Raw genomic sequence first — 20,400 nt, forward strand, 5'->3', positions numbered from 1 at the left:
TGCCTATAGTCTAGTGGTGGAATGGCTCCCAAATGAAAAAAATCCTGCAAATTTCGTGACAAGATCTTTTCCAGGGCTGAGTGAACCTATTACATACAGCCCTGGAAAAGAGCATCAGAGCTAATTACGCTACCGTCAACCCACGATGCCGTAACAAAGCATCGGTAGTGGGTTGACGACCTCGGAAGGATTGAAATACCTCCATAGGATGACGGCTACCCCCAAGGGCAAGTACGGTGTCACGGAAGCGCTGACCAGTTGCTTGGACAGCGGCTTCATTATCGATGCCAGCTTCTTCAAAGGCGGCAAAGGCATCGGCGCTGAGTACCTCGGCCCAGAAGTAGCTGTAATAGCCTGCCGCGTAGCCACCGGCAAAAATATGACCAAAGCTACAGAGAAACGCATCCTCTGCTAATGGGGGTAGAAGAGTGGTCTTTTGAGCCAGCCGATCCCTCACATCCCAAATGCTTTCAGAACCATCAGGCTGATATCGGGCGTGCAATTCAATATCGAGCCAGCCAAAATTGACCTGACGCAAAATCGCATTGCCTGTCATAAAGTTGCGAGCGGCCAGGAGCTTTTGATAGTCATCTTCAGGCAACGGAGCACCGGTTTCGTAGTGTCTTGCCATTTTAAATAAGGTGCTGCGGTCGTAGCACCAGTTCTCCATAAATTGACTGGGCAGCTCAACGGCATCCCACTCCACGTTGTTAATCCCTGCTGCCCCTGGATAGTCCACCCGAGTTAGCATGTGCTGTAATCCATGGCCAAACTCATGGAAGAGGGTTTCCACTTCTCGAAAGGTCATCAGGCTGGGCTGATCATCAATGGGAGGTGACTGATTGCAGACTAGATAGGCAACCGGCAATCGTGCGGGCTGATTGGGATCTGTGTGGGAGCGAACAATGCATTCATCCATCCAAGCCCCGCCTCGCTTTTCGGCAGGACGACTGAAGGGATCCAAATAGAAGTAAGCCACGGGGTTACCGCTGGCATCTGCGATCGCAAAGTAACGCACGTCCTGATGCCAGACAGGTGCCTGGCCATCAGCGGCAGTAATGGTGACCCCAAACAGACGACTAGCCAGCTCAAATAAACCGTTGAGAACTTGAGGCAATGGGAAATAGGGTCTAAGTTCTTCATCATTAAGGTCAAACTCTATTTCCCGCATCCGCTCTGCCCAGAAAGGAATGTCCCACTGCTTAAGATCATTCGCCTCAGCAGCATTTTGACGTTGGGCAAAGGCTTTCAGGTCATCGAGTTCTTTCACCGCTGCATCATAGCTGGCAATGCGCAGCTCTTCCATCAGGGTTTCGACCGCAGCCACAGAAGGTGCCATCTTGCGAGCAATACTGAGGTCAGCATAGGTATCAAAACCTAGCAGCTGAGCCTGCTGCTTTCTTAGGGTTAGGGTTTTATCGATCAGAGGTGAGTTGTTAAGATCACCAGACGCAGCCCGACTAACGTAGGCGCGGTAAAGCTTTTCCCGGAGGTCACGACGACGGCTATGCTTGAGAAAGGGGCCGTAGCTGGGGATATCCAGGGTGATGCGCCATGGGCCTGATTCTGCCGTTGCGTTGTCTTCATCAGCATCACGGGCCGCTTGGGCAGCAAGACTGAGCAGACTGGGGGGTAAGCCCACAATATCGTCCTGGGAGGTTAGGGTCAGGCTAAAGGCTTTTGTGGCATCCAGGACATGGTTGGAAAACTGTGTAGATAGCTCTGCTAGCTGTTGCTGAATCTGATTAAATTTTTCTTTAACATCACCTTCTAGCCCAACACCGGATAGCTCAGCATCACGGATAGCTGCATCTACGATGCGTCGCTGGGCCGGGCTCAGGATTGTGTCCTTTGACAATTCTTTAAAACCTTGATAGAAAGCTTTGCTCTGGCTGAGACGATTGGCAAATTGGACCAAGGAAGGTTGTACTGCTTCGTAGGCCGTACGCAGCTCCGAACTATTTTTAACGCCCATGAGGTGACCCAAGACTCCCCAGGTCCAACCTAGCCGTTCGCTAATTTTAGTCAGGGGAGCTGCCAGACCATTCCAGGTAGGAGTCATGCTTTTTTCCAAGGCTTCTAAAGCCGTGGTCAGGTCGGAAAGTAACTGAGTAACTGCTGGCTCAACCTGATCAGGTTGAAACTGATCAAAAGGCGGTAGGCCATGGCCTAGCAAGAAGGGATTGGTCGCGGCGGGAGCACTGGTAGTTGCCGTAGTCATAGAGGTCTTGTGGGTTAAGAAATGAATGTGACAGAATTTTTAGGAAAACCACTTTCCCGGAATCATTCCGACTTAGCTCATTATAGCTTCGCGTCCAAAGTTCACCACATGAGTTATTGCCAAAGGCCTTTGCTATGAACTGATTTATCCAGCTTCAAGCACTTCTGGTTCCAGGGCCTGTAATACTCGAGCGGCTTGAGTAATGACGCTTTCACCACCGTTGACGACGACGAGATACTCACCCGCTTCGATGCGATCTCGATACGGTGTCTCATTATTGTTAAATAGCAGCGGCGGACCGCCACCAATAAAGAAACTACCCATCAAGCCAGAGCCTGCTCCCAAAAGACCCCCTAGCAGCTGATTGCCCACTCTCCCCGTCCATTCAAAGGTATTGAGACCGGTGATAGTGTCAAACACAAAACCACCACCAAATCCAAAGGGTACTAGCCATAGGGCCATGCGCTTGACTTGAGTCCAAGCAGCTTCTTTGGGGTTTTGTAGGCCAAATTCGTCAGTCGTCTTGTACCCCTGGCCCAGAATGGCGACATCGTCCATGGAAAAGTTGCTGGACTCTAGCCTGGCATAGGCTTCTTCGGCGTTGGTGCGATCGCAAAAAACAGCAACAAGGTATCTCATAGGGACATTTATGGTAAGTAGGCTCCAAATCAGGGCAAATCCCGATAGGTTCTATTATTCCTTGTTAATTGCATTTCAGAACGTCTCGCTTGAGAACAGCATTTGATAAACCAGACCCTACCAAGTGTTACGTCACCACCAATATAGTGTCGTGATTACAATTCTCTTGTTAGAGAGCGATTTCATGGTTAATACAAAATTCAAAAGCATGGCTAGAATGTGTTTAAGCATTTTGCTTGTTAACCATGAAATTCTTTGTCAAGTATTTAATTTGGTTCTGCCTCGCCACAGCATTGTTCCTAAGCTTATGCTGGAAGCCAGTGATGGCATCGTCGTCTTTGGTTGATCCTCGGATTAATCGCTTAGAGTCGCAGGTGCGATCGCTCCAATCTCAGGTCACCCGACTCCAGTCTCAGTTACCCCGAGCTAGCAACAGTAGAACGGCTCCGCAGAGTACATCCCCTCGCCCTGAAGAGCCATCCTTTGATCAGCAGTTCGATACCTTGGCAATTTTGATTATTGAACTACAAGAACGAGTCTCAGTCTTGGAAGCAAGAATCGATGCAACAACATCGGCCTCTGACTAATCAATCATTCAACAATCGTTCAGTTGAGCAAGATTTACAACAATTTCATCGATAATTTTTCGCATGTCAGTTGCTGAGAGAGCAGCATTATTCAAGAAAATGCTAAATACCAAGGGTGGATGATTGGAGGGCTGCAGATATCCAGCTAAAGATTCGTTGTTGCTAACATAGCCAGTTTTGGCCTGCAGCTTTACTTGAATTGGGGCGTTACGATAACGATAATTTAAACCACCATCTTCTCCTGCTGTTGTCAGAGAACGACGATAGAGATTGCCGTGGCTATTGTAAGCCATGCTCTGTAGGGTATCGACTAGAGTGCGAGGGGTAACAAGATTATGACGCGACAGCCCTGACCCATCTACCATTTGATAGCTATTAGCAGCTATCCCAACATCACTCAAAGTCTCTTGAACAACTTCTGTCCCTGCCTGGATTGCATCATTTGGATTGCCAGTAGAGCGGCCAAGGGATTTAAGTAAAGCTTCTGCATAAAGATTGTTGCTGTCTTGATTAATTATAGGTAACCATTCAGATAGAGCGGGTGAGGTAATCGTGGCAATTTCTGTTAATTGTAAACTGGGCCAGCTTGGGGTTAGCCCATCTGCAACAACAGTAATGCCAGCCTGACTCAAACGGGTCTCAAACTGTTCTATAAAGTGAATGCCAGGTTGTGTAATTGCCAGGGCAAATGGATCTGGCCCAGCATCTATAGGTAAATTACCAAATACATGCAGAATGGGTTGACTCCAGTCACGGCCAACATCAGCTGTGATTGGTTCTCCGGTCGTTACAGTCAAGGATGTGTTGTTTACTTGCCATCGGGCAGCTTGAGTGGGCTCTGGCCACTCCACCCGTAGCGGCTGGCCAAGCTCAGTAGGATATAGAGTCACCCCGATGGCGTTTTCATTCAGAATGAGACCATTGGCTGAGGCTCCATAGCCTGCCAATACATCTTCCCATTCCCAATTAGGATGAACTGCCCGACCCGAGAAATAGCCATCATAGCCCCACAGATAATCGATATGTTGAAGACCCTGCTGAACAATTTGTTGCACCAGGTTATCCAAGTCGGTATCTGTAAAGGTAGGATCGCCGCGTCCCATGATATATAGGTGAGTTTTATTATCTTGTTGGGTGGCGTATACGGACGTTTTAATCTGAAAATCTGGTCCCAGGTGTTGTAATGCAGCTGCTGTTGTCAAAAGCTTGAGCGTGGATGCAGGTACAAACCATTTGTCGGTGTTGCGTTCTACGATGACATGGCGCTCTGCAGCAGTTGAGCCTTGCTGTTCTACAAGGATGCCGATGTGGGCTTGAGTAAGATCGGGACGATTTGAGATCGCATCAATCTGCTCCACTAGATCCGCTCGACAGTATTCTTGGGCAACAGCAGGCTGGGATGAAGATACCCATAAACTGGCACCGCAGACAATTCCTAACAATCCCTTCAGGGGCGTACGGAGGACCCTCTCCAGGATCTGAAATGTCCTATCCACAGGATGTTCAGCATGTTGGACAAGTTTGAATACCATGGCAGCTCTACGTAAATAATGCAACACGCTTTTAGAGCGTAGCTGGAAAATTTACTAACCCCCGGATGACATCGAATATTGTTTGAAGTCTTAGTGAAGTCAAGTCCCAACTCCGGATATTACCTAATAAATCACGCATGTTGGATTGGTAGATGCACCCTGATTCCGAGCCCTGGAGATGCATCTTTGGGGCTCTTTCTTCTCCCTCGGGGATCAGCATCGAGATTTTAGGTTTTTTTAGAAAGAAAGCAGGGTGGTCACGGTCAACCATCTGTAGTCAAGACTTGACATAGAGAATTTCGAATTTTTAATGAGAACATTTGTAGGTTGAGCATTGCCCAACTTTTGAATGATTTTAGGGTGGGATTGAGACCATCGCCGAGATTTTATCCCCTCTTGAGAGGGACAACGGGGTGGGTTCCCCTAAGGTGCCTTATTTACCCTTTCCTTAATGGCGTCAATACTCTGACCATTAGCTTTGGGAAAGGGCCCTTTCCTTAATGGCGTCAATACTCTGACCATTAGCTTTGGGAAAGGGCCCTTTCCTTAATGGCGTCAATAATCTGACCATTCGCCTTGGGAAAAGGATAGCTATCAATTTCATCCAGGGTTACCCACTTCACCTCATCGCATTCAATCGTCTGGGGTTCACCACTAATGTGGGTGCAATTAAACACATTCAGTGTCACCTTAAAGTGGCTATAGGCATGATTGACAGTAATTAGGCGATCATTTACGACAATCTCGATGCCGAGTTCCTCTTTGATTTCTCGTTTCACACAGTCTTCAACAGTTTCATCGGGCTCGATTTTGCCCCCTGGGAATTCCCACAGACCACCGAGTAGGCCTTCTTGCTTACGACGGTCGATGAGAATCCGACCGCTATTGTCATAGATGACGGCGACACCAATTTGCTTGTGAGGCACCGGAGCTTTGGCTTCAGACATGGGTAACTCAGACTGTAGATTTTGACGGTAGGCGGTGCAGTAGTCCTGCCATGGACAGAGGAGGCACGATGGACGATGACGGGTGCACAAAGTGGCCCCCAAATCCATGATTGCCTGGTTAAAGTCACGGGGCTGTTGCGGGTCCAAAATTTGTTCGGACAACTGCCATAACTCGTTCATGGCTTTGGCCGGTGGCTTGGGTAGGGCCACCAGACGGGCTAACACCCGTTTTACATTACCATCGAGAATTGCTAGAGGGAGATTGTAGGCGGCACTGAGAATGCCTCCGGCAGTAGTACGACCAATGCCTGGGAGTGCGATCGCATCCTCAAACCCTGTAGGAAACACGCCATCATGCTGCTCCACAATCAGCTGGGCAGTCTTATGCAAGTTTCGTGCCCTCGCATAGTAGCCCAGTCCCTCCCAAGCCTTGAGCACGCTTTGCTGTTCTGCCTTGGCCAATTGCTCCACAGTGGGAAATATTTCTAACCACCGCTGATAGTAAGGCAGCACCGTCTTTACCTGGGTCTGCTGCAACATAATTTCCGAAATCCAAATGGCATAGGGATCTCGACTACGCCGCCATGGCAAATCCCGCCCCTGCTCGCCATACCAGGCTAATAAAGCCTGACGTAATACTGGAGCCACATCATCTAAGCTGACAGCCTCACCAAAGACTAAAGCAGATGCCTGGGATACAGACATCTGCCTAGGGCCATATGTGCCGTCGGCGCTATCACGCGCCCGATATCGTTTTTTCTTTACCTCGCCCACAGCAGCTCGTTACTATCACCGCTTTGATCCTGCCATGGGTAGGTGCTTATAGCATGCTCTATCTGGCAGGGAAATTACCCACTACTCCTGAACATCAGCTCCAAAGCTGCCCAAGAGAGAGGCTTCCATTGCCAGGCGCTGCTCAGCTCCCTTCAAGAAATAACCTCCCATCATGGCCGAAGCCAGCAAGCGGCCTAAATTTTCACGACTGGTGGTCACAGAAACATCAAAACCATCCGTTGGCAGACCGCCCAACATACCGATGATATTATGCTCCATTGCCTGCATCACATCCCCTGACACAGGGCGCGATAGCTGAGCAATCGTCTCTGGTTCCATTGACTGAACATACTGCATTAGAGAATTACCCTGTACAGCAGCTCCACCCATAAACCCAGAGTCTGAATTTGTACTGTTGTTCGATTGATTAGTCATCATTACCTCACTCGAAACGTGGCTGGTAGCGGCTGTCGGGTCGTTTGCCGCTGTAATGCTAATTTAACAAACCTGCCTGAGTTCTCGTAGTGGGCAGAACCGAACTGAGAGGTAGGGAATCCTCGCTGTTGAAGGAGAGATATTCGACCATAACGATCAAGTCTATATTAACGCGACAGGACGTCTCACCCCTGGCACCCTATCTCTCACCGGTATCAGTTTTATTGAAGACAGTCTTACCGAACTCCCCGACAATCTCGTCAATCCAGAAACCCTAGCCTCCAGCAGCTGTATTGTCCGCAAAACGACAACAACAGTAGCTTCACCATCGCCGACAGCGACGGTCTGTCGTTCGACGGTCTACAGGTCAACTAAAGCCTCAGCAACGTGTAGTCCATTACCGATAACGACCATGGCCATAGCTCCCAGTTATCGAACCCCACAGCATTGATCAACTGATTGATGGTCGTTTAGTCATGAGCTGAAAATATAACGGACCAGACTGAAACATATGCTCTTTCCTGGCTGCAAGTCGATGCCCACATCACAGACAAAGCCTTATATTTTGTTACCAGAGAATTGAATGGTGGGGCTAGCAGCAACCATATTAAATGCCTTCATCAGGGCACAATAGCTTGACTTTAGAAGTATGGATGATGCCATGGATGAAGCTCTGGTTAACGGTCTAGCTATATTATTCTGAAGCTAGCATGGGTATATTCCCTGAATTGACAGATGTCGTTGTGAAGCAATTGCTGACCCCCAGCCGAATATATATCAGCTGATCAGTTACCAAGCTTTGCCTGAGATCTTAGGTATCTAAGCTACAATTGTTAAGGTTTTTTACGAAACATTTCTTACTGCTGCTAGTTCTGGAAGTTCCAATCCAATGAGCCTTCCCATCCGTAACGTTGCCATCATCGCTCACGTCGACCATGGCAAAACAACTCTGGTCGATTCTCTGCTTCAACAATCCGGTATTTTCCGGGAAGGCGAAGACGTTCCCACCTGTGTCATGGACTCCAATGATTTGGAGCGTGAACGCGGTATCACCATTCTTTCCAAGAACACAGCAGTTCACTACAAAGACACGCTGATCAATATTATTGACACGCCTGGCCACGCCGATTTTGGTGGCGAGGTGGAACGCGTCTTGGGTATGGTAGACGGCTGCATCCTGATTGTGGATGCGAACGAAGGGCCGATGCCCCAGACTCGCTTTGTATTAAAGAAAGCTCTAGAAAAAGGTCTACGCCCCATCGTGGTCGTAAATAAGATTGACCGGCCTCGGGCAGAGCCTATGGGGGCGGTGGATAAGGTGCTGGATTTGTTTATTGAGCTGGGCGCTGATGATGACCAGTGCGACTTCCCTTATCTATTTGCCTCGGGCCTGGCTGGCTATGCCAAGAATGAGTTAGAAGACGAAGATAAGGATATGCAGCCTCTGTTTGAGGGAATTTTGCACCATGTGCCACCGCCCGTTGGTGATTCTGAGAAGCCCTTGCAGCTACAGGTGACCACCCTGGCTTACTCCGAGTATTTGGGTCGGATCGTCATCGGTAAGGTCCATAACGGTACTATCCGTGCTGGTGAACAGATTGCTCTGGTCAAAGAAGACGGCAAAATCGTCAAATCTAAAATTTCGAAGCTGATGGGTTTTGAAGGCCTACAGCGCACCGATATTGACGAAGCAACGGCTGGCAACATTGTTGCAGTAGCTGGTTTTGCTGATGCCAACATTGGTGAAACCCTGACATCTCCTGAGAATCCTCAAGCATTGCCGCTCATTAAGGTAGATGAGCCAACACTGCAGATGACCTTTGCCGTCAATGATTCTCCCTTTGCCGGTAAAGAAGGTAAGTTCGTTACCTCTCGTCAGATTCGAGATCGCCTCATGCGCGAATTAGAAACTAACGTAGCTCTACGTGTTGAGGAAACTGATTCTCCCGACCGCTTTGGTGTCTCGGGTCGTGGTGAGCTTCACCTGGGTATTTTGATTGAAACCATGCGTCGTGAGGGGTATGAGTTTCAGGTCTCTCAGCCTCAGGTAATTTTTCGGGAAGTGAACGGGCAGCCCTGTGAGCCCTATGAGCAGTTAGTAATGGACGTGCCCGAAGATGCCGTAGGTGGCTGTATGGAACGTCTGGGTCAGCGTCGCGGTGAAATGCAGGACATGATGATGGACGGCAATGGTCGTGCCCAGCTTGAGTTTGTGGTTCCTGCCCGTGGTCTGATTGGCTTTCGAGGTGAGTTTATGCGTCAAACTCGCGGTGAAGGCATCATGAACCACAGTTTCTTAGACTATCGCCCTATGTCTGGAGATGTGGGTGCTCGTCGTAACGGTGTGCTGATCGCCTTTGAAGAAGGCGTCTCTACCTTCTATGCCATGAAGAATGCTGAGGATCGAGGCATCTTCTTTATTGAGCCTGGTACCAAGGTGTATAAGGGCATGATCGTTGGGGAGAATAATCGCCCCCAGGATCTGGAGCTGAATATCTGTAAGGCAAAGCAACTCACTAACCACCGGGCAGCTAGTGGTGATGAGCTAGTGCAGTTGCAAACACCCCAAGAAATGGGGTTAGAACGAGCGCTGGAGTATATTGCATCGGATGAGATGGTTGAGGTAACTCCAGAGTCCATTCGTCTGCGCAAGATGCCCAAGAAGAAGCTGGCCAAAAAGCGTTAATGGATTAGGTGGGAAGCAATAGGGTTCCTGGTTTTGGGGGTAGATGGGTAGATGGGTGCTTGGGAAAGGCGCATTCACTCATCTACCCAAATCATGCAACCAGAGGACTGTGACTGTTGCAAGGCTCCTTAATTGAACACTGTCTTTTTAAGAGTCCTGATGGTGAAAGCCATTGGGGCTTTGTTGTGTCACACAACTTAGGATTTTTGCGCTTTCACCCATCGCCGTATGGCTTGGCGAATTGCCCGACGTCCCTGGTTACGATGATCTTCAATAATTTGAGGTAGCTGTTTGATGGGCAATATGATAAGTCAGCTGATGAGGCTCTATCGACTATAGAGATGATTACTGCTTGTCAGGACAGGGACAACAGGCCACCGAGATTGATGCCGAGCGATCACAACAGACTTTGGCCGAGCAACCAATAAAGTATTGATGTAGGGTGCTGTTAGCGAAGCGTAACGCACCAAATCAAAGTGCTATGGCTTTGCTCAATAATCCAGTTAGGAATAATATTCTTATTTATCAAGTACTCAGCCTTACTCCCTATGTCCCAATCTATATCCATCCAAACTCGCTTCTGGACATGGCAAGGCTTTCCCATCCGCTACCAAACTTCAGGTACCCAAGGCCCGCCCCTCCTCCTCATCCACGGCTTTGGTGCCCACAGCGATCACTGGCGCAAAAATCTCACTGACCTCGGCCATACCCACCGCGTCTATGCCATTGACCTCATCGGCTATGGCCAATCCGCCAAACCAGCTCCCGGTACCCCCTTCCACTACACCTTCGAAACCTGGGGTCAGCAAGTTATCGATTTCTGCCAAGACATCATCGGCGAACCCACCTTTCTCGTAGGCAACTCCATCGGCTGCATCGTTGCCATGCAAGCTGCGACGATGGCACCGAACCAAGTCCACGGACTGGTTGTCCTTGACTGCTCCCTACGCCTACTCCACGATCGCAAACGAGCCACTCTCCCCTGGTACCGTAGCGCTCCCACGCCACTGATCCAGGCTATCCTCAACTACAAGCCCATCGGCAATTTCTTTTTCTCGCAATTAGCCAAACCCAAAACCCTCAAAAATATCCTACGCCAAGCCTACGGTCGCAAGGAAGCAGTGACCGATGAACTCATCGAACTCCTCTTAGCCCCTGCTCGTGACCCAGCAGCCGTAGATGTATTCGTCGCCTTTATCAGCTATTCCCAAGGACCGCTCCCCGAAGATTTGCTTCCCCAACTCACCTGTCCAGTGCTAATGCTGTGGGGAAATGCAGACCCGTGGGAGCCAATTGAACTAGGTCGGGAACTCAGTGAATATAAAGTCGTCGAACAATTCATACCACTCGAAGGAGTGGGCCATTGCCCCCAGGATGAAGCACCCGAACTGGTGAATCCATTAATCACCGAATGGGTGCAAAGGAAGGCGGCAACCAGCTTAGTCCAATAAGACGTGGCTGAGCCGCTTCCCCTTGTACAAATGATAGGCGTTATACGCCTCTCCGCTTTCACCTTCCAGCGCCAACAGGGCGTTACTGCTCCAAACTATGGTCTCATCTGTAAGGTTGTGACTGAGTGCACTACTTGAGGATCAGCCTATGCTTGAAAGCAGCAACGGCCAAAAAAAGTACCCTGGAAACACAGATGTGAATCACAGGGTAGGGGCAACAGTTAAACGCTTGTGCTATCAACAGAATCGCTTAAATCAACAGTTAAACGCCTGACTCTGTGTCGATTTCTAGACCGTCCGTAACTCAATCACAATATAGTCTTTAATGAATTCATTAATCAGCGATGCACTACACATCGCTGCTGCTCTCTGCAGGTTCTAACAATCACTGATATTGCGAAACTAATACCACGTCCAAGTTGAAACCTGTAGTTTCTCCCACGGTAAAACTCCAGTTCTGGACATGGACAAGGTTTATATGCGCCAAGCCTTAATTTAAATAAAAAAGTACCCCGCGAACACTCAATGGCTCACGAGGTAGGGGCAACAGTTAAACGCTTGTGCTGTCATTAGAATCGCGTAAATAAACGACGAAATCCTCAGTTTTGTGCCGCTTCCTGGAGTGTCCATAACTCCGTCTAAGGCTGCATTAAGTCAATATGGGTTGAATAGTTTAGTGTCGTACTCATCTTATGACATGAAGATAACGACCATCATTGACGCGTCGTGAGTGAATCACAACAGACTCTTTAAAACAAGCCCAATCATTGGATAAGTGAAATCGCATTGCTGAGCAGCTGATTCAAACGTTACCTTTAAATAAAAAAGTACCCCGCGAACACTCAATGGCTCACGAGGTAGGGGCAACAGTTAAACGCTTGTGCTGTCATTAGAATCGCTCAAAAAAAGCTCTAAGCGATTTGGCTTATGCCGATTTCTAGAGTGTCCATAATCCAATCACTGCCTGAGTTTCAGCAAAGTGAGTCATCATCAGCCCTGTGGCGAGCAACTCTGTGGTGAGACGGCTCAGACCTAAGCCCATGAGCGATAAGCAAAGGATTGTGACAAATGCCAAACTGTTCCCAGTATCACGGATCAATAAGTCCACCCGCAGCAGCAATGCCGCAGCTAGCATTACTAAAAAGTAAATAAAAATCTGAATCCAGGACACGACTACAACAGCCAAGGATGCGACCACTAGTGCCATCACCGTATAGCCAACATCAGACTGAAATCCTAGCAAGAAAAAGTCGCGTAGGGGTTTCCACATAATGGTCAGCAGAGCTGCCTCAAACACGGCATATACCAACGCAAACCCCCAAATCAGGTCTGAACTATGGCGAGAATGCAAGAAGGCTCCAAACCCCATATAGGCAAGCAATAAAAGCAGTGATGATAACCAGGGCAAGTTTTTCATCATTGTTGCCCTCAAAGGTTGGTAGAAATCGCCTGGACCGGGCAGGTAGGAATACACTGCTCACAGACAATACACTGAACTCGATTAAAGACTAGCTTGAAGCTGTCTGGGTCAAGGCGTAATGCACCGGTCGGACACACACCGGTACATAGACCGCAGTGCACACAAAGGTCTTCATCGATTAGGATCTCACGACTAGATAAGGAAACATCGATCCCTTGGTTGCGCATCCAGTCAATCGCCTCATCTAGCTGATCGATATCGCCTGATAGCTCGATGACCCCTTTGCCTACTTGATTCGGTGCTACCTGTGCCCGAATAATATTTGCTGCCACATTAAAATCCTTGGCTAACCGGTAGGTAATGGGCATATTCACTGTCTGTTTTGGAAATGTTAGGGTAACGCGCTTTTTCATTCCGTTAGACTGAAGAAGATGCTGTAATGACGCCGTGAGCGCTTTTTTATTCTATGTCGGTTAACTCCTCCGAATCTGAAGGACTGGCTCAACGATTACGAAATTTTGTAGTGGTAACTGTTGCCGTCGTCCTGAGTGTGGCTGTTGTTTTGGGTCTACAAACCCGCACACCATCTGCCTCTTTATCGGACATGGCAGAAGCATCTGTGCCATTAAATCAGGCAATTACTAACGGTAAACCAACACTGGTTGAGTTTTATGCCAACTGGTGTACGAGCTGTCAGGCTATGGCCGGTGACTTGCAACAGCTTAAGCATGAGTATCAGCAAGATGTAAACTTCGTCATGCTGAATGTGGATAATAGCAAATGGCTGCCAGAGATGCTCCACTACCGCGTTGATGGTATTCCTCACTTTGCCTTTCTTGATCAATCAGGCAATGATGCTGGGGCAGCCATGGGAGAAATTCCTCGGGCTGTTCTAGCAGACAACCTGACGGCCCTTGTAGCTGGAGAAAAACTTCCGTACGCTCAGGCTGAAGGCCAAACATCAGACGTTGAAACAGCACTTGAAGCATCAGGAGCGCCAGACGATCCTCGTAGCCATGGAGCTCAGGTAGTGCAATAAGAAGCGACCTCAGCTGCTGAAACAGGAGTAGCGCTATCTATCTCCAGCTCGCCACCACTAGCGGTGCTTTGAAGTTAGTGGTGGCAACTATTCAACTACAATTTCCCGCAGCGCTGGTTCTACTTTGGGATAGGCATAGGAAAATCCAGTGGATTGGGTGCGCTCTGGTAATACTTTCTGACCTTCGAGCACAACCACAGCACCATCGCCCAGGAGGGTCTCAATGACAAAATCAGGGACGGGCAGCCATGAGGGACGATTCATAACTTTACCCAGGGTGTCGCAGAGCTCAGCCATACGCACAGGGTGCGGTGCGGTGCCATTGTAAACACCAGACATATTCTCATCGGTCAGACCTTGCAAAAATAGACTGACCAGGTCATCGCGGTGGACCCAGGAAAACCATTGCTGCCCACTACCAATGGGTCCACCGGCATAGAGACGAAAGGGAGTGAGCATTTTTGCGATCGCACCTCCCATGCCCAAAACAATGCCAATCCGGATCGTCACCAAGCGGATCCCATAGGATGTCACCTTATCCGCCGCCTTTTCCCATGAATGGCACACCTGGGCAAGAAAATCCTGCTGCAGCGGTTCGCTGGTCTCATAAAATTCAGCCGTTTCGCTAGTGCCATAAAATCCAATGGCAGACGCACTCACCAATACCTTGGGTTTTTCTGCGGCTTTACCGATGGCTTCCACTAGCTTTTCAGTACCGATCACGCGACTGTTCATGATTTCTTGCTTACGCTCAGGGGTCCAACGCTCTGAAATCGGCTCACCAGCCAGATTGATCACCCCATCACAGCCCGAAATTTCTGATTGCCAATCACCAGACTGTTGGGGTGTATAGCCGACAATCTCCACCTGTTTAAACGCAGATTCTGGAAAAACTTTTCTAGCCCGCTCAGGGTTACGGGCAAATACTTTGATCCGATGGCCTGCATCATGAAGTCGCTGAACTAAACGTGATCCAACAAATCCGGTTGCTCCAGTTACTGCCACTTTTATCATCAACTACTCCCCTGGATCGGCTACACGGCTGGCTTTTCTATCATGGCGTAAATCACTGTCATCACTAGGATTCTGCCCCTCCTGTAATGGTAGCGGTATTCGAACCCGGTTCAAACCTTGGAGCAATCCAATCAAAATCAATTTCGTTTAAGTAGTCCACCGCCCAAGTTCCACAGCGCTGAATCATATGATATGGATAGATTTGAGCCACACCCACAACAGGAATGCCAGCGGCTTTAGCAGCTTTGATCCCGGCAAAGCATGATTCAATCGCCAGACAGTTTTGCGGGGTGAGCCCTAGGGCTGGATCACGTAGGTTAAGCTGATCAATGGCCGCCAAATAGCTAGCGGGAGCAGGTTTACTCGCTGAGACTGACATATCGCTCGCTGATACCACCAGAGAAAACTGATCGGTCAGCTTAGCCATGGTCAACACCTGTTCCACATCAGCTCGCTGAGCACCCGTCACAATGGCTGTGGTGTATTGTTTAGCACGAATTCGATAGAGCAGATCATTCAGACCTGGATAGAGGGCAAGCTTAGCTTGCGATCTCAACCATGCACTGTACCCCTCGGCCTTCTTACGTAACATCCTATCTAAATACTCATCGCGCACAAAGCGACCTCGTGCCTGCAAAATTGCCGTCAGCCGAGCGCGATCGCTACGCCCCAAATACATCTCCCTATATTCATCTGGGTCAAACCGCAAATTTTCAGCCAACAAAAGCTGAGCAATGAGCTGCGGATGAATCGCATCGTCATTGATCACGACACCGTGAAAACCAAAGAAGACTGCTTTGAGCATTGTGCCAAATTACGAGATTAGAGATCTTGACCAGCCACCTTCGAAAGGGATAGTCGGCACTCTAACTAAGCCAAGCAAACATTCGTGAAATGTACGTAGATAAGACACCAAGTGTGCCAATAACGCCTTAGTATTAAATATTACCCTCTTGAGAATAAGCGACCAAACTCCTAGTTAGTCCATTAGGTTCGTAACTATGCATCTGCTTTCCAAAAAAAGCCTCCTCAGTGAAACATCCATTCCCGTTATCCTACAGTGGTGGCAGCGACGTAAACGTCGCGCCAATTCGGGAGATGTACTTAGCAACCCTGTAGTCAAAGATGTTGATTCCAATTACTTAGATAAGTATCAGCGGCTGATGGACATCTATGCCGTCGTCAAATCCGGTGGTGCTGCAGCTCAAATCCAAGCGGCCAAAGATCACTGTGGGCGAGAGCGTGAGGCCATCACCCAGCGACTCAACCAAATCAGCAACCAGCCCGAAGCCACAGATGAATATCTGCGTCTCCTACATGAAGCTCAGGAGATTGAGCAATCTACCCACTGGCGTATTAATCAGCTCAAAGATATTCATCCCGAAGAAGAAATCGCCGTGCGTGATTATCTGCCAGAAATCGAGCAGGTTTTGATTCGCTAGGGAGAGTTGTGAATTTTTAATGGAATCATATGACGTCGTAGTCATTGGCAGCGGTATAGGTGGTCTCGTGGCCGCTGGTTTACTCGCCCGCTACGGTCGGCGCGTCTTGGTGTGTGAAAGTCATACACTGCCTGGTGGTGCAGCCCATTCCTTTAAGCGGCAAGGGTTTACCTTTGACTCAGGGCCATCTTTTTATTGTGGGTTGGCAGATCCCAATTCCTGTAATCCCCTGCGAGAGGTCATTAATGTCTTAGGAGAATCGATCCAGGCAGTAACCTATGACCCGCTGGGGCACTACCACTTTCCTGACAAAACACTGGCCATTTATGGCAGTGCCGAACGCTACCAGGCATCTCTAGCTCAAGTCAGTCCTCAAGCAGCGATAGAGCTGAAGAGGCTCACAAAAAAAATGCTGGCCATCTATCGTCCTCTGGGGTCCATTCCGACCCTAGCCCTCAGAGCGGATGGCTGGCTATTTCCTTTATTACTAAAACGCTTCCCAAAAGCTATGGTGCAGCTACTCCCACAGCTACCGGGGTTAGGGCGATCCATGGGAGACTTTGTTGATGAAACGGTGCAAGATCCATGGCTACGACGGCTCATTGATTTAGAGTGTTTTTTGCTCTCCGGCATGAAAGCCCATGAAACTGTGGCTCCTGAAATGGCCTTTATGTTTGGTGAGCGGGCCGAATCAGTGATCGATTATCCCATCGGCGGTAGTGGGGCCATCGTAGACGCCCTAATACGTGGCCTCAAACGCTGGGGAGGAAAACTCCGCCTAGGCACCCATGTGGACAAAATCTGGGTTGAGCATAACCAGGTTCAAGGGGTCATGCTCAAAAACGGTACACAGATTCGAGCCGACAAGGTTATTTCCAATGCCACCCTGTGGGATACCTATAATCATCTGCTCGACGAAGCCGATTTGCCTGCACAATATCGACAAAAGGCTCTAGAAACGACTGCCGTTGATAGTTTTATGCACCTACATTTGGGTATCCGAGCTGAAGGTCTGGAGAATTTAACAATTCACCACGTGGTAGTTCATGACACAGCTCAAGACATTACCAAACCTGGCAATACCTGTATGATTTCCATTCCGTCAGTGCTAGATCCGTCCCTTGCACCTGACGGACATCACGTAGTGCATGCCTACACATTAGAACCCTATGATGGCTGGCAGAGAGATACAGACTATGAAACCCAAAAAGAAGCTAAGTCTGAGCCGCTGCTCCATGCATTGCAAAAAGTAATACCAGATATTTGCGATCGCATCACCCTCAAACTGATCGGCACCCCCCTCACCCACCAACGATTCCTCCGTCGTTACCAAGGTACCTACGGACCCGCCATCCCCGCTGGAAAAGGCTTATTCCCAGGCTGCCAAACTCCGATCAGAGGTCTCTATCGCGTCGGAGACAGCACCCTACCTGGTATCGGTGTCCCAGCTGTTGCCGCCTCTGGCATCCTCTGCGCCAATAGCCTCGTCAGCCCAAGAGAATCGGCAGCGTTGTTAGATTTAACCCCCAAAAAATCCCCAAAGATGTAGGAGCGTTACATGTAATGCCCTACATTCTAAATCCAAGGTAATCCCATCGGCCAATAGAGCACCGTAATCGACACCTGTTCTTGGCGTAAAAACGCCATCATCCGACGATGGGCATTGCCAATGGACTGGCGAACGTCAAAAGTACTCAAATGTGCCCAAGAACGAAACGTTTCTCCTTCAGCACGGGCATGTTCAGGGGAGACAGTTCTCAACCAGCTCTGAACGCTATCGGGCAATGTTTGAGTCATCCGTAGAGGCAGAGTTGCTGTCGAAAATTCTTGGGCATAGGCTGGTCGCAAAAAGACACGATAGGTCTCTGCTTGCTCAGTTTGCTGCTGCACCACACTGAGGGATAGGGCCTTCAGATATTGACGCAGCCTCACCGTTTGCTCCCCCGAGAGTTCCGGCATAAACGGAATTTGCGTGAGCGATTCATTCACATTGGCAGGATCACCCACACTGAGGTGAGTCCCCCCAATCACAGCGATTAAATGATGATCCGGTCCACTGAGTTGATTAAACGGTCCTAGTTGCTGAGCCAATGTTGGCGTCACACCATCTTTAGTCCCAGTCAAAATAATGCTGGGCACCGTTATCTCCTTCAAACCTTTGCGGCCAAATAATCGACCTACTAAAGGATTCATCGCAATCACCTGGACAATGCGATCATCACTCAGATCAGCCGTTACTACTGGCAGATCTACAGCAGCACATTGCAGCCAATCTGCTGGGGAGAGCCCTACAGGCGTCAGACTGTCACAAAAAGGAGGCAATGCCGACAAATCGAGCTGTGCACCTGCCAACGCAAACCCAGTATATCCGCCTAAAGAATGACCAATTAACACCACACGTTCAGGGTCAAATTTGCCCGCTAGCATGGGTGAAACTTGCTCCATCCACTCCAAACGGTCAAGTACATAGGACACATCGCGAGGACGGTCTAGAAACTCACTCGCTGGCAAAATACGGCTAGGCTTCTCAACCGCCGCTGGATCCAAAGGAATATTATTTAACGCCTCAACGTTACTGCCCACATGCTCCACGGCAACCACCGTAAATCCATAGGATGCCAAGTGCTCACCGACATAGGTCAAAAAACGCCGATCGGCCGCAAATCCATGGGAAAGAACCACCAAGGGAGCCTCTTCTGCTGTCTCCCCATCTGGTACATACACATCTAGTGGAATTACCCGATCGCGCTCACGATCCACAAATTTAAACGAGCGCTGAATCACACTCATCGACCCAACAGCCGTAGGATCCACATCATCAGGCAGCTCTATTTCATCGCTAACCAACAGTTCTTGTTCTAGTACCGTGCTCAAAGCATCCCCTTCTAACCGGGATAAATTGAGCTGCGACACCAGCGCTAGTGCCGCTGTCAAATCAACATCCAAAGTTTCCTGGGGAACAGCACGTAACACCCCCAGCATGTTTAACCCATTGGCTTGTTTAGCAGCCAAACCAATCGCTGAGCGGATCTGCTCCACTGAAAGACCAGGAGCAACACGGGCTAAAGAATCCAGCAATAGCTCCCCATTAGGCGATGCCAAAATATCGGCTACCATCCGATCAGCCATGGCCGGATCAAGGGCAACCCGGTTATTGAGCATTGTCTGAATCTCAGGAGTCAATAGTGCCTGATAAAGACTGAGACGAGCAGGAACTTGACCTGTTTGAGCAAATTCTTCAAGATCGCTGACATAGATGGTCTGTTTGATCGGCCCTATTTGAATATTGATTCGCTCTGCAGCCTGCACTGGCAAGCTGAATGCCATCCCCAAAGCCATAGCACCAGCCCATAAGACTGACCGCCATCGACGACTCAAGTGCCTCAATTTCAAACCGTTTGTATTCGGCAACGAGGCGGCAAGTTGAGGCGATTGAGTCACCACACAAGCAGAATGGATCATGGTTGAACAGACGTAGATAAACGGACGATTTGAAAGTAAGCTTCTCACCAAGGAAACAAAACCCTCAAGCCAGCTGAAAAATCGTCAGATCATACCTAACATAGCAATCAAAATTCGATAGTACCGGTTGCTAATGTAGCGAACTGACAGGACTTGATGCAAAACTCACAACTCTAACTCATTAACGTTAATTCATTACAGATGGTCATAATGCCGGACACATTACTGCTAATTTTATGCCCCCTCAAATAATTATTGGCATCATGGGGCCAGGCAATCAGGTCCCTAACTCTGAGTTACAGCTTGCCCACAAATTAGGCAAAGCTATTGCCCAGCAAGGGTGGGTTTTGCTGACAGGTGGTCGCCCAGCAGGCATCATGGAAGCCGCCAGCGCTGGCGCAGCCTCTGTCGGTGGCATCGTATTGGGAATTTTACCGGATGAGCAGGGTAACCAAGTGGCCAGTGGGGTCACTCTGCCTATCGTCACGGGTATGGGGAGTGCCCGCAATACAATTAATATACTCTCCAGTCATGGCATCATTGCCTGCGGCCTGGGTCTCGGTACCGTTTCTGAAATTTCCCTCGCCCTCAAGGCTCAAAAATCCGTTGTGCTGATGCCCAACAACCCACTGGCTAAGGATTTTTTTAATGCGTTAGCCCCAGGGCAGTTTCACATGACAAACGATGTAAATTCTTGTATCGAACATCTCAAATCAGGATTGAGTCAAAAATTCAGCACTCCAACCTAAAT

Annotated in this window: 17 protein-coding genes; 7 read left to right on the forward strand and 10 right to left on the reverse strand. The window is 49.0% G+C overall.

Features of this window, described 5'->3' with window-relative positions; all coding sequences use genetic code 11:
• Window positions 1–124 precede the first annotated feature (124 nt).
• Both IXB50_RS01890 and IXB50_RS01895 read right to left on the reverse strand, forming a co-directional pair.
• Window positions 125–2,221 (reverse strand): M3 family metallopeptidase, encoded by a 2,097-nt coding sequence (locus IXB50_RS01890; RefSeq protein WP_215607245.1) that lies wholly within the window; start codon window positions 2,219–2,221, stop codon window positions 125–127.
• Window positions 2,222–2,365: 144 nt separating this feature from the next.
• Window positions 2,366–2,860, reverse strand: coding sequence for a hypothetical protein (locus IXB50_RS01895; protein ID WP_215607246.1), 495 nt, complete (start codon window positions 2,858–2,860; stop codon window positions 2,366–2,368).
• Between the two features lie 323 nt (window positions 2,861–3,183).
• Between IXB50_RS01895 and IXB50_RS01900 the strand changes: the two genes are divergently transcribed.
• Window positions 3,184–3,447, forward strand: coding sequence for a hypothetical protein (locus IXB50_RS01900; protein ID WP_215607247.1), 264 nt, complete (start codon window positions 3,184–3,186; stop codon window positions 3,445–3,447).
• A gap of 8 nt (window positions 3,448–3,455) precedes the next feature.
• On the opposite strand, the gene dacB is transcribed toward IXB50_RS01900, so the two are convergent.
• The 3 genes from dacB to IXB50_RS01915 all read right to left on the reverse strand — a co-directional run bounded on the left by dacB (window position 3,456) and on the right by IXB50_RS01915 (window position 7,135).
• The gene (gene dacB / locus IXB50_RS01905; RefSeq protein ID WP_215607248.1) at window positions 3,456–4,979 is read right to left on the reverse strand and encodes a D-alanyl-D-alanine carboxypeptidase/D-alanyl-D-alanine endopeptidase; all 1,524 of its coding nucleotides are present in this window, start codon (window positions 4,977–4,979) and stop codon (window positions 3,456–3,458) included.
• Window positions 4,980–5,500: 521 nt separating this feature from the next.
• Window positions 5,501–6,700: an A/G-specific adenine glycosylase gene (gene mutY / locus IXB50_RS01910; RefSeq protein ID WP_326520703.1), complete on the reverse strand. Its 1,200-nt coding sequence runs from the start codon at window positions 6,698–6,700 to the stop codon at window positions 5,501–5,503.
• A gap of 81 nt (window positions 6,701–6,781) precedes the next feature.
• Entirely contained in the window at window positions 6,782–7,135 is a 354-nt protein-coding gene (locus IXB50_RS01915) for a DUF760 domain-containing protein (RefSeq protein ID WP_215607249.1), read from the reverse strand.
• Between the two features lie 889 nt (window positions 7,136–8,024).
• Here IXB50_RS01915 and typA point away from each other — a divergent pair.
• Window positions 8,025–9,821: a translational GTPase TypA gene (gene typA, locus IXB50_RS01920; RefSeq protein ID WP_215607250.1), complete on the forward strand. Its 1,797-nt coding sequence runs from the start codon at window positions 8,025–8,027 to the stop codon at window positions 9,819–9,821.
• Between the two features lie 548 nt (window positions 9,822–10,369).
• Window positions 10,370–11,272: an alpha/beta fold hydrolase gene (locus IXB50_RS01925; RefSeq protein WP_215607251.1), complete on the forward strand. Its 903-nt coding sequence runs from the start codon at window positions 10,370–10,372 to the stop codon at window positions 11,270–11,272.
• Between the two features lie 937 nt (window positions 11,273–12,209).
• On the opposite strand, the gene IXB50_RS01930 is transcribed toward IXB50_RS01925, so the two are convergent.
• Both IXB50_RS01930 and IXB50_RS01935 read right to left on the reverse strand, forming a co-directional pair.
• Window positions 12,210–12,689 carry a hypothetical protein gene (locus IXB50_RS01930; RefSeq protein ID WP_215607252.1) on the reverse strand — a complete coding sequence of 160 codons (480 nt, stop codon included), beginning with the start codon at window positions 12,687–12,689 and terminating at the stop codon, window positions 12,210–12,212.
• 11 nt (window positions 12,690–12,700) lie between these two features.
• Entirely contained in the window at window positions 12,701–13,105 is a 405-nt protein-coding gene (locus tag IXB50_RS01935; RefSeq protein WP_215607253.1) for an NIL domain-containing protein, read from the reverse strand.
• 53 nt (window positions 13,106–13,158) lie between these two features.
• Between IXB50_RS01935 and IXB50_RS01940 the strand changes: the two genes are divergently transcribed.
• The gene (locus IXB50_RS01940; RefSeq protein ID WP_215607254.1) at window positions 13,159–13,731 is read left to right on the forward strand and encodes a thioredoxin family protein; all 573 of its coding nucleotides are present in this window, start codon (window positions 13,159–13,161) and stop codon (window positions 13,729–13,731) included.
• Window positions 13,732–13,818: 87 nt separating this feature from the next.
• On the opposite strand, the gene thyD is transcribed toward IXB50_RS01940, so the two are convergent.
• Both thyD and IXB50_RS01950 read right to left on the reverse strand, forming a co-directional pair.
• Window positions 13,819–14,742, reverse strand: a complete 924-nt coding sequence (gene thyD / locus IXB50_RS01945) for a thylakoid membrane protein ThyD (protein WP_215607421.1) — start codon at window positions 14,740–14,742, stop codon at window positions 13,819–13,821.
• 67 nt (window positions 14,743–14,809) lie between these two features.
• Complete coding sequence (locus IXB50_RS01950) at window positions 14,810–15,550, reverse strand: HAD family hydrolase (RefSeq protein WP_215607255.1); 741 nt, start codon at window positions 15,548–15,550, stop codon at window positions 14,810–14,812.
• A 196-nt stretch (window positions 15,551–15,746) separates the two neighbouring features.
• On the opposite strand from IXB50_RS01950, the gene IXB50_RS01955 reads away from it, so the two are divergent.
• The gene (locus tag IXB50_RS01955) at window positions 15,747–16,187 is read left to right on the forward strand and encodes a hypothetical protein (protein ID WP_215607256.1); all 441 of its coding nucleotides are present in this window, start codon (window positions 15,747–15,749) and stop codon (window positions 16,185–16,187) included.
• A gap of 19 nt (window positions 16,188–16,206) precedes the next feature.
• Window positions 16,207–17,736: a phytoene desaturase family protein gene (locus tag IXB50_RS01960; RefSeq protein WP_215607257.1), complete on the forward strand. Its 1,530-nt coding sequence runs from the start codon at window positions 16,207–16,209 to the stop codon at window positions 17,734–17,736.
• A 26-nt stretch (window positions 17,737–17,762) separates the two neighbouring features.
• Here IXB50_RS01960 and IXB50_RS01965 read toward each other — a convergent pair whose 3' ends face one another.
• Complete coding sequence (locus tag IXB50_RS01965) at window positions 17,763–19,649, reverse strand: alpha/beta hydrolase (protein WP_215607258.1); 1,887 nt, start codon at window positions 19,647–19,649, stop codon at window positions 17,763–17,765.
• A 236-nt stretch (window positions 19,650–19,885) separates the two neighbouring features.
• Between IXB50_RS01965 and IXB50_RS01970 the strand changes: the two genes are divergently transcribed.
• On the forward strand, window positions 19,886–20,398 hold the full coding sequence (locus IXB50_RS01970; protein ID WP_215607259.1) for an SLOG cluster 4 domain-containing protein: 513 nt from the start codon (window positions 19,886–19,888) through the stop codon (window positions 20,396–20,398).
• The last annotated feature ends 2 nt before the right edge of the window (window positions 20,399–20,400 follow it).

It is taken from the genome of Leptothoe spongobia TAU-MAC 1115, assembly GCF_018739885.1.
Taxonomy (GTDB): domain Bacteria; phylum Cyanobacteriota; class Cyanobacteriia; order Phormidesmidales; family Phormidesmidaceae; genus Leptothoe; species Leptothoe spongobia.

Bases quoted from the DNA above. Each gene is read 5' to 3' on its own strand.
- IXB50_RS01890 (WP_215607245.1), bottom strand. From the start codon at position 2,221: ATGACTACGGCAACTACCAGTGCTCCCGCCGCGACCAATCCCTTCTTG.
- IXB50_RS01895 (WP_215607246.1), bottom strand. From the start codon at position 2,860: ATGAGATACCTTGTTGCTGTTTTTTGCGATCGCACCAACGCCGAAGAA.
- IXB50_RS01900 (WP_215607247.1), top strand. From the start codon at position 3,184: ATGGCATCGTCGTCTTTGGTTGATCCTCGGATTAATCGCTTAGAGTCG.
- dacB (WP_215607248.1), bottom strand. From the start codon at position 4,979: ATGGTATTCAAACTTGTCCAACATGCTGAACATCCTGTGGATAGGACA.
- IXB50_RS01915 (WP_215607249.1), bottom strand. From the start codon at position 7,135: ATGACTAATCAATCGAACAACAGTACAAATTCAGACTCTGGGTTTATG.
- typA (WP_215607250.1), top strand. From the start codon at position 8,025: ATGAGCCTTCCCATCCGTAACGTTGCCATCATCGCTCACGTCGACCAT.
- IXB50_RS01925 (WP_215607251.1), top strand. From the start codon at position 10,370: ATGTCCCAATCTATATCCATCCAAACTCGCTTCTGGACATGGCAAGGC.
- IXB50_RS01930 (WP_215607252.1), bottom strand. From the start codon at position 12,689: ATGAAAAACTTGCCCTGGTTATCATCACTGCTTTTATTGCTTGCCTAT.
- IXB50_RS01935 (WP_215607253.1), bottom strand. From the start codon at position 13,105: ATGAAAAAGCGCGTTACCCTAACATTTCCAAAACAGACAGTGAATATG.
- IXB50_RS01940 (WP_215607254.1), top strand. From the start codon at position 13,159: ATGTCGGTTAACTCCTCCGAATCTGAAGGACTGGCTCAACGATTACGA.
- IXB50_RS01950 (WP_215607255.1), bottom strand. From the start codon at position 15,550: ATGCTCAAAGCAGTCTTCTTTGGTTTTCACGGTGTCGTGATCAATGAC.
- IXB50_RS01955 (WP_215607256.1), top strand. From the start codon at position 15,747: ATGCATCTGCTTTCCAAAAAAAGCCTCCTCAGTGAAACATCCATTCCC.
- IXB50_RS01960 (WP_215607257.1), top strand. From the start codon at position 16,207: ATGGAATCATATGACGTCGTAGTCATTGGCAGCGGTATAGGTGGTCTC.
- IXB50_RS01965 (WP_215607258.1), bottom strand. From the start codon at position 19,649: ATGATCCATTCTGCTTGTGTGGTGACTCAATCGCCTCAACTTGCCGCC.
- IXB50_RS01970 (WP_215607259.1), top strand. From the start codon at position 19,886: ATGCCCCCTCAAATAATTATTGGCATCATGGGGCCAGGCAATCAGGTC.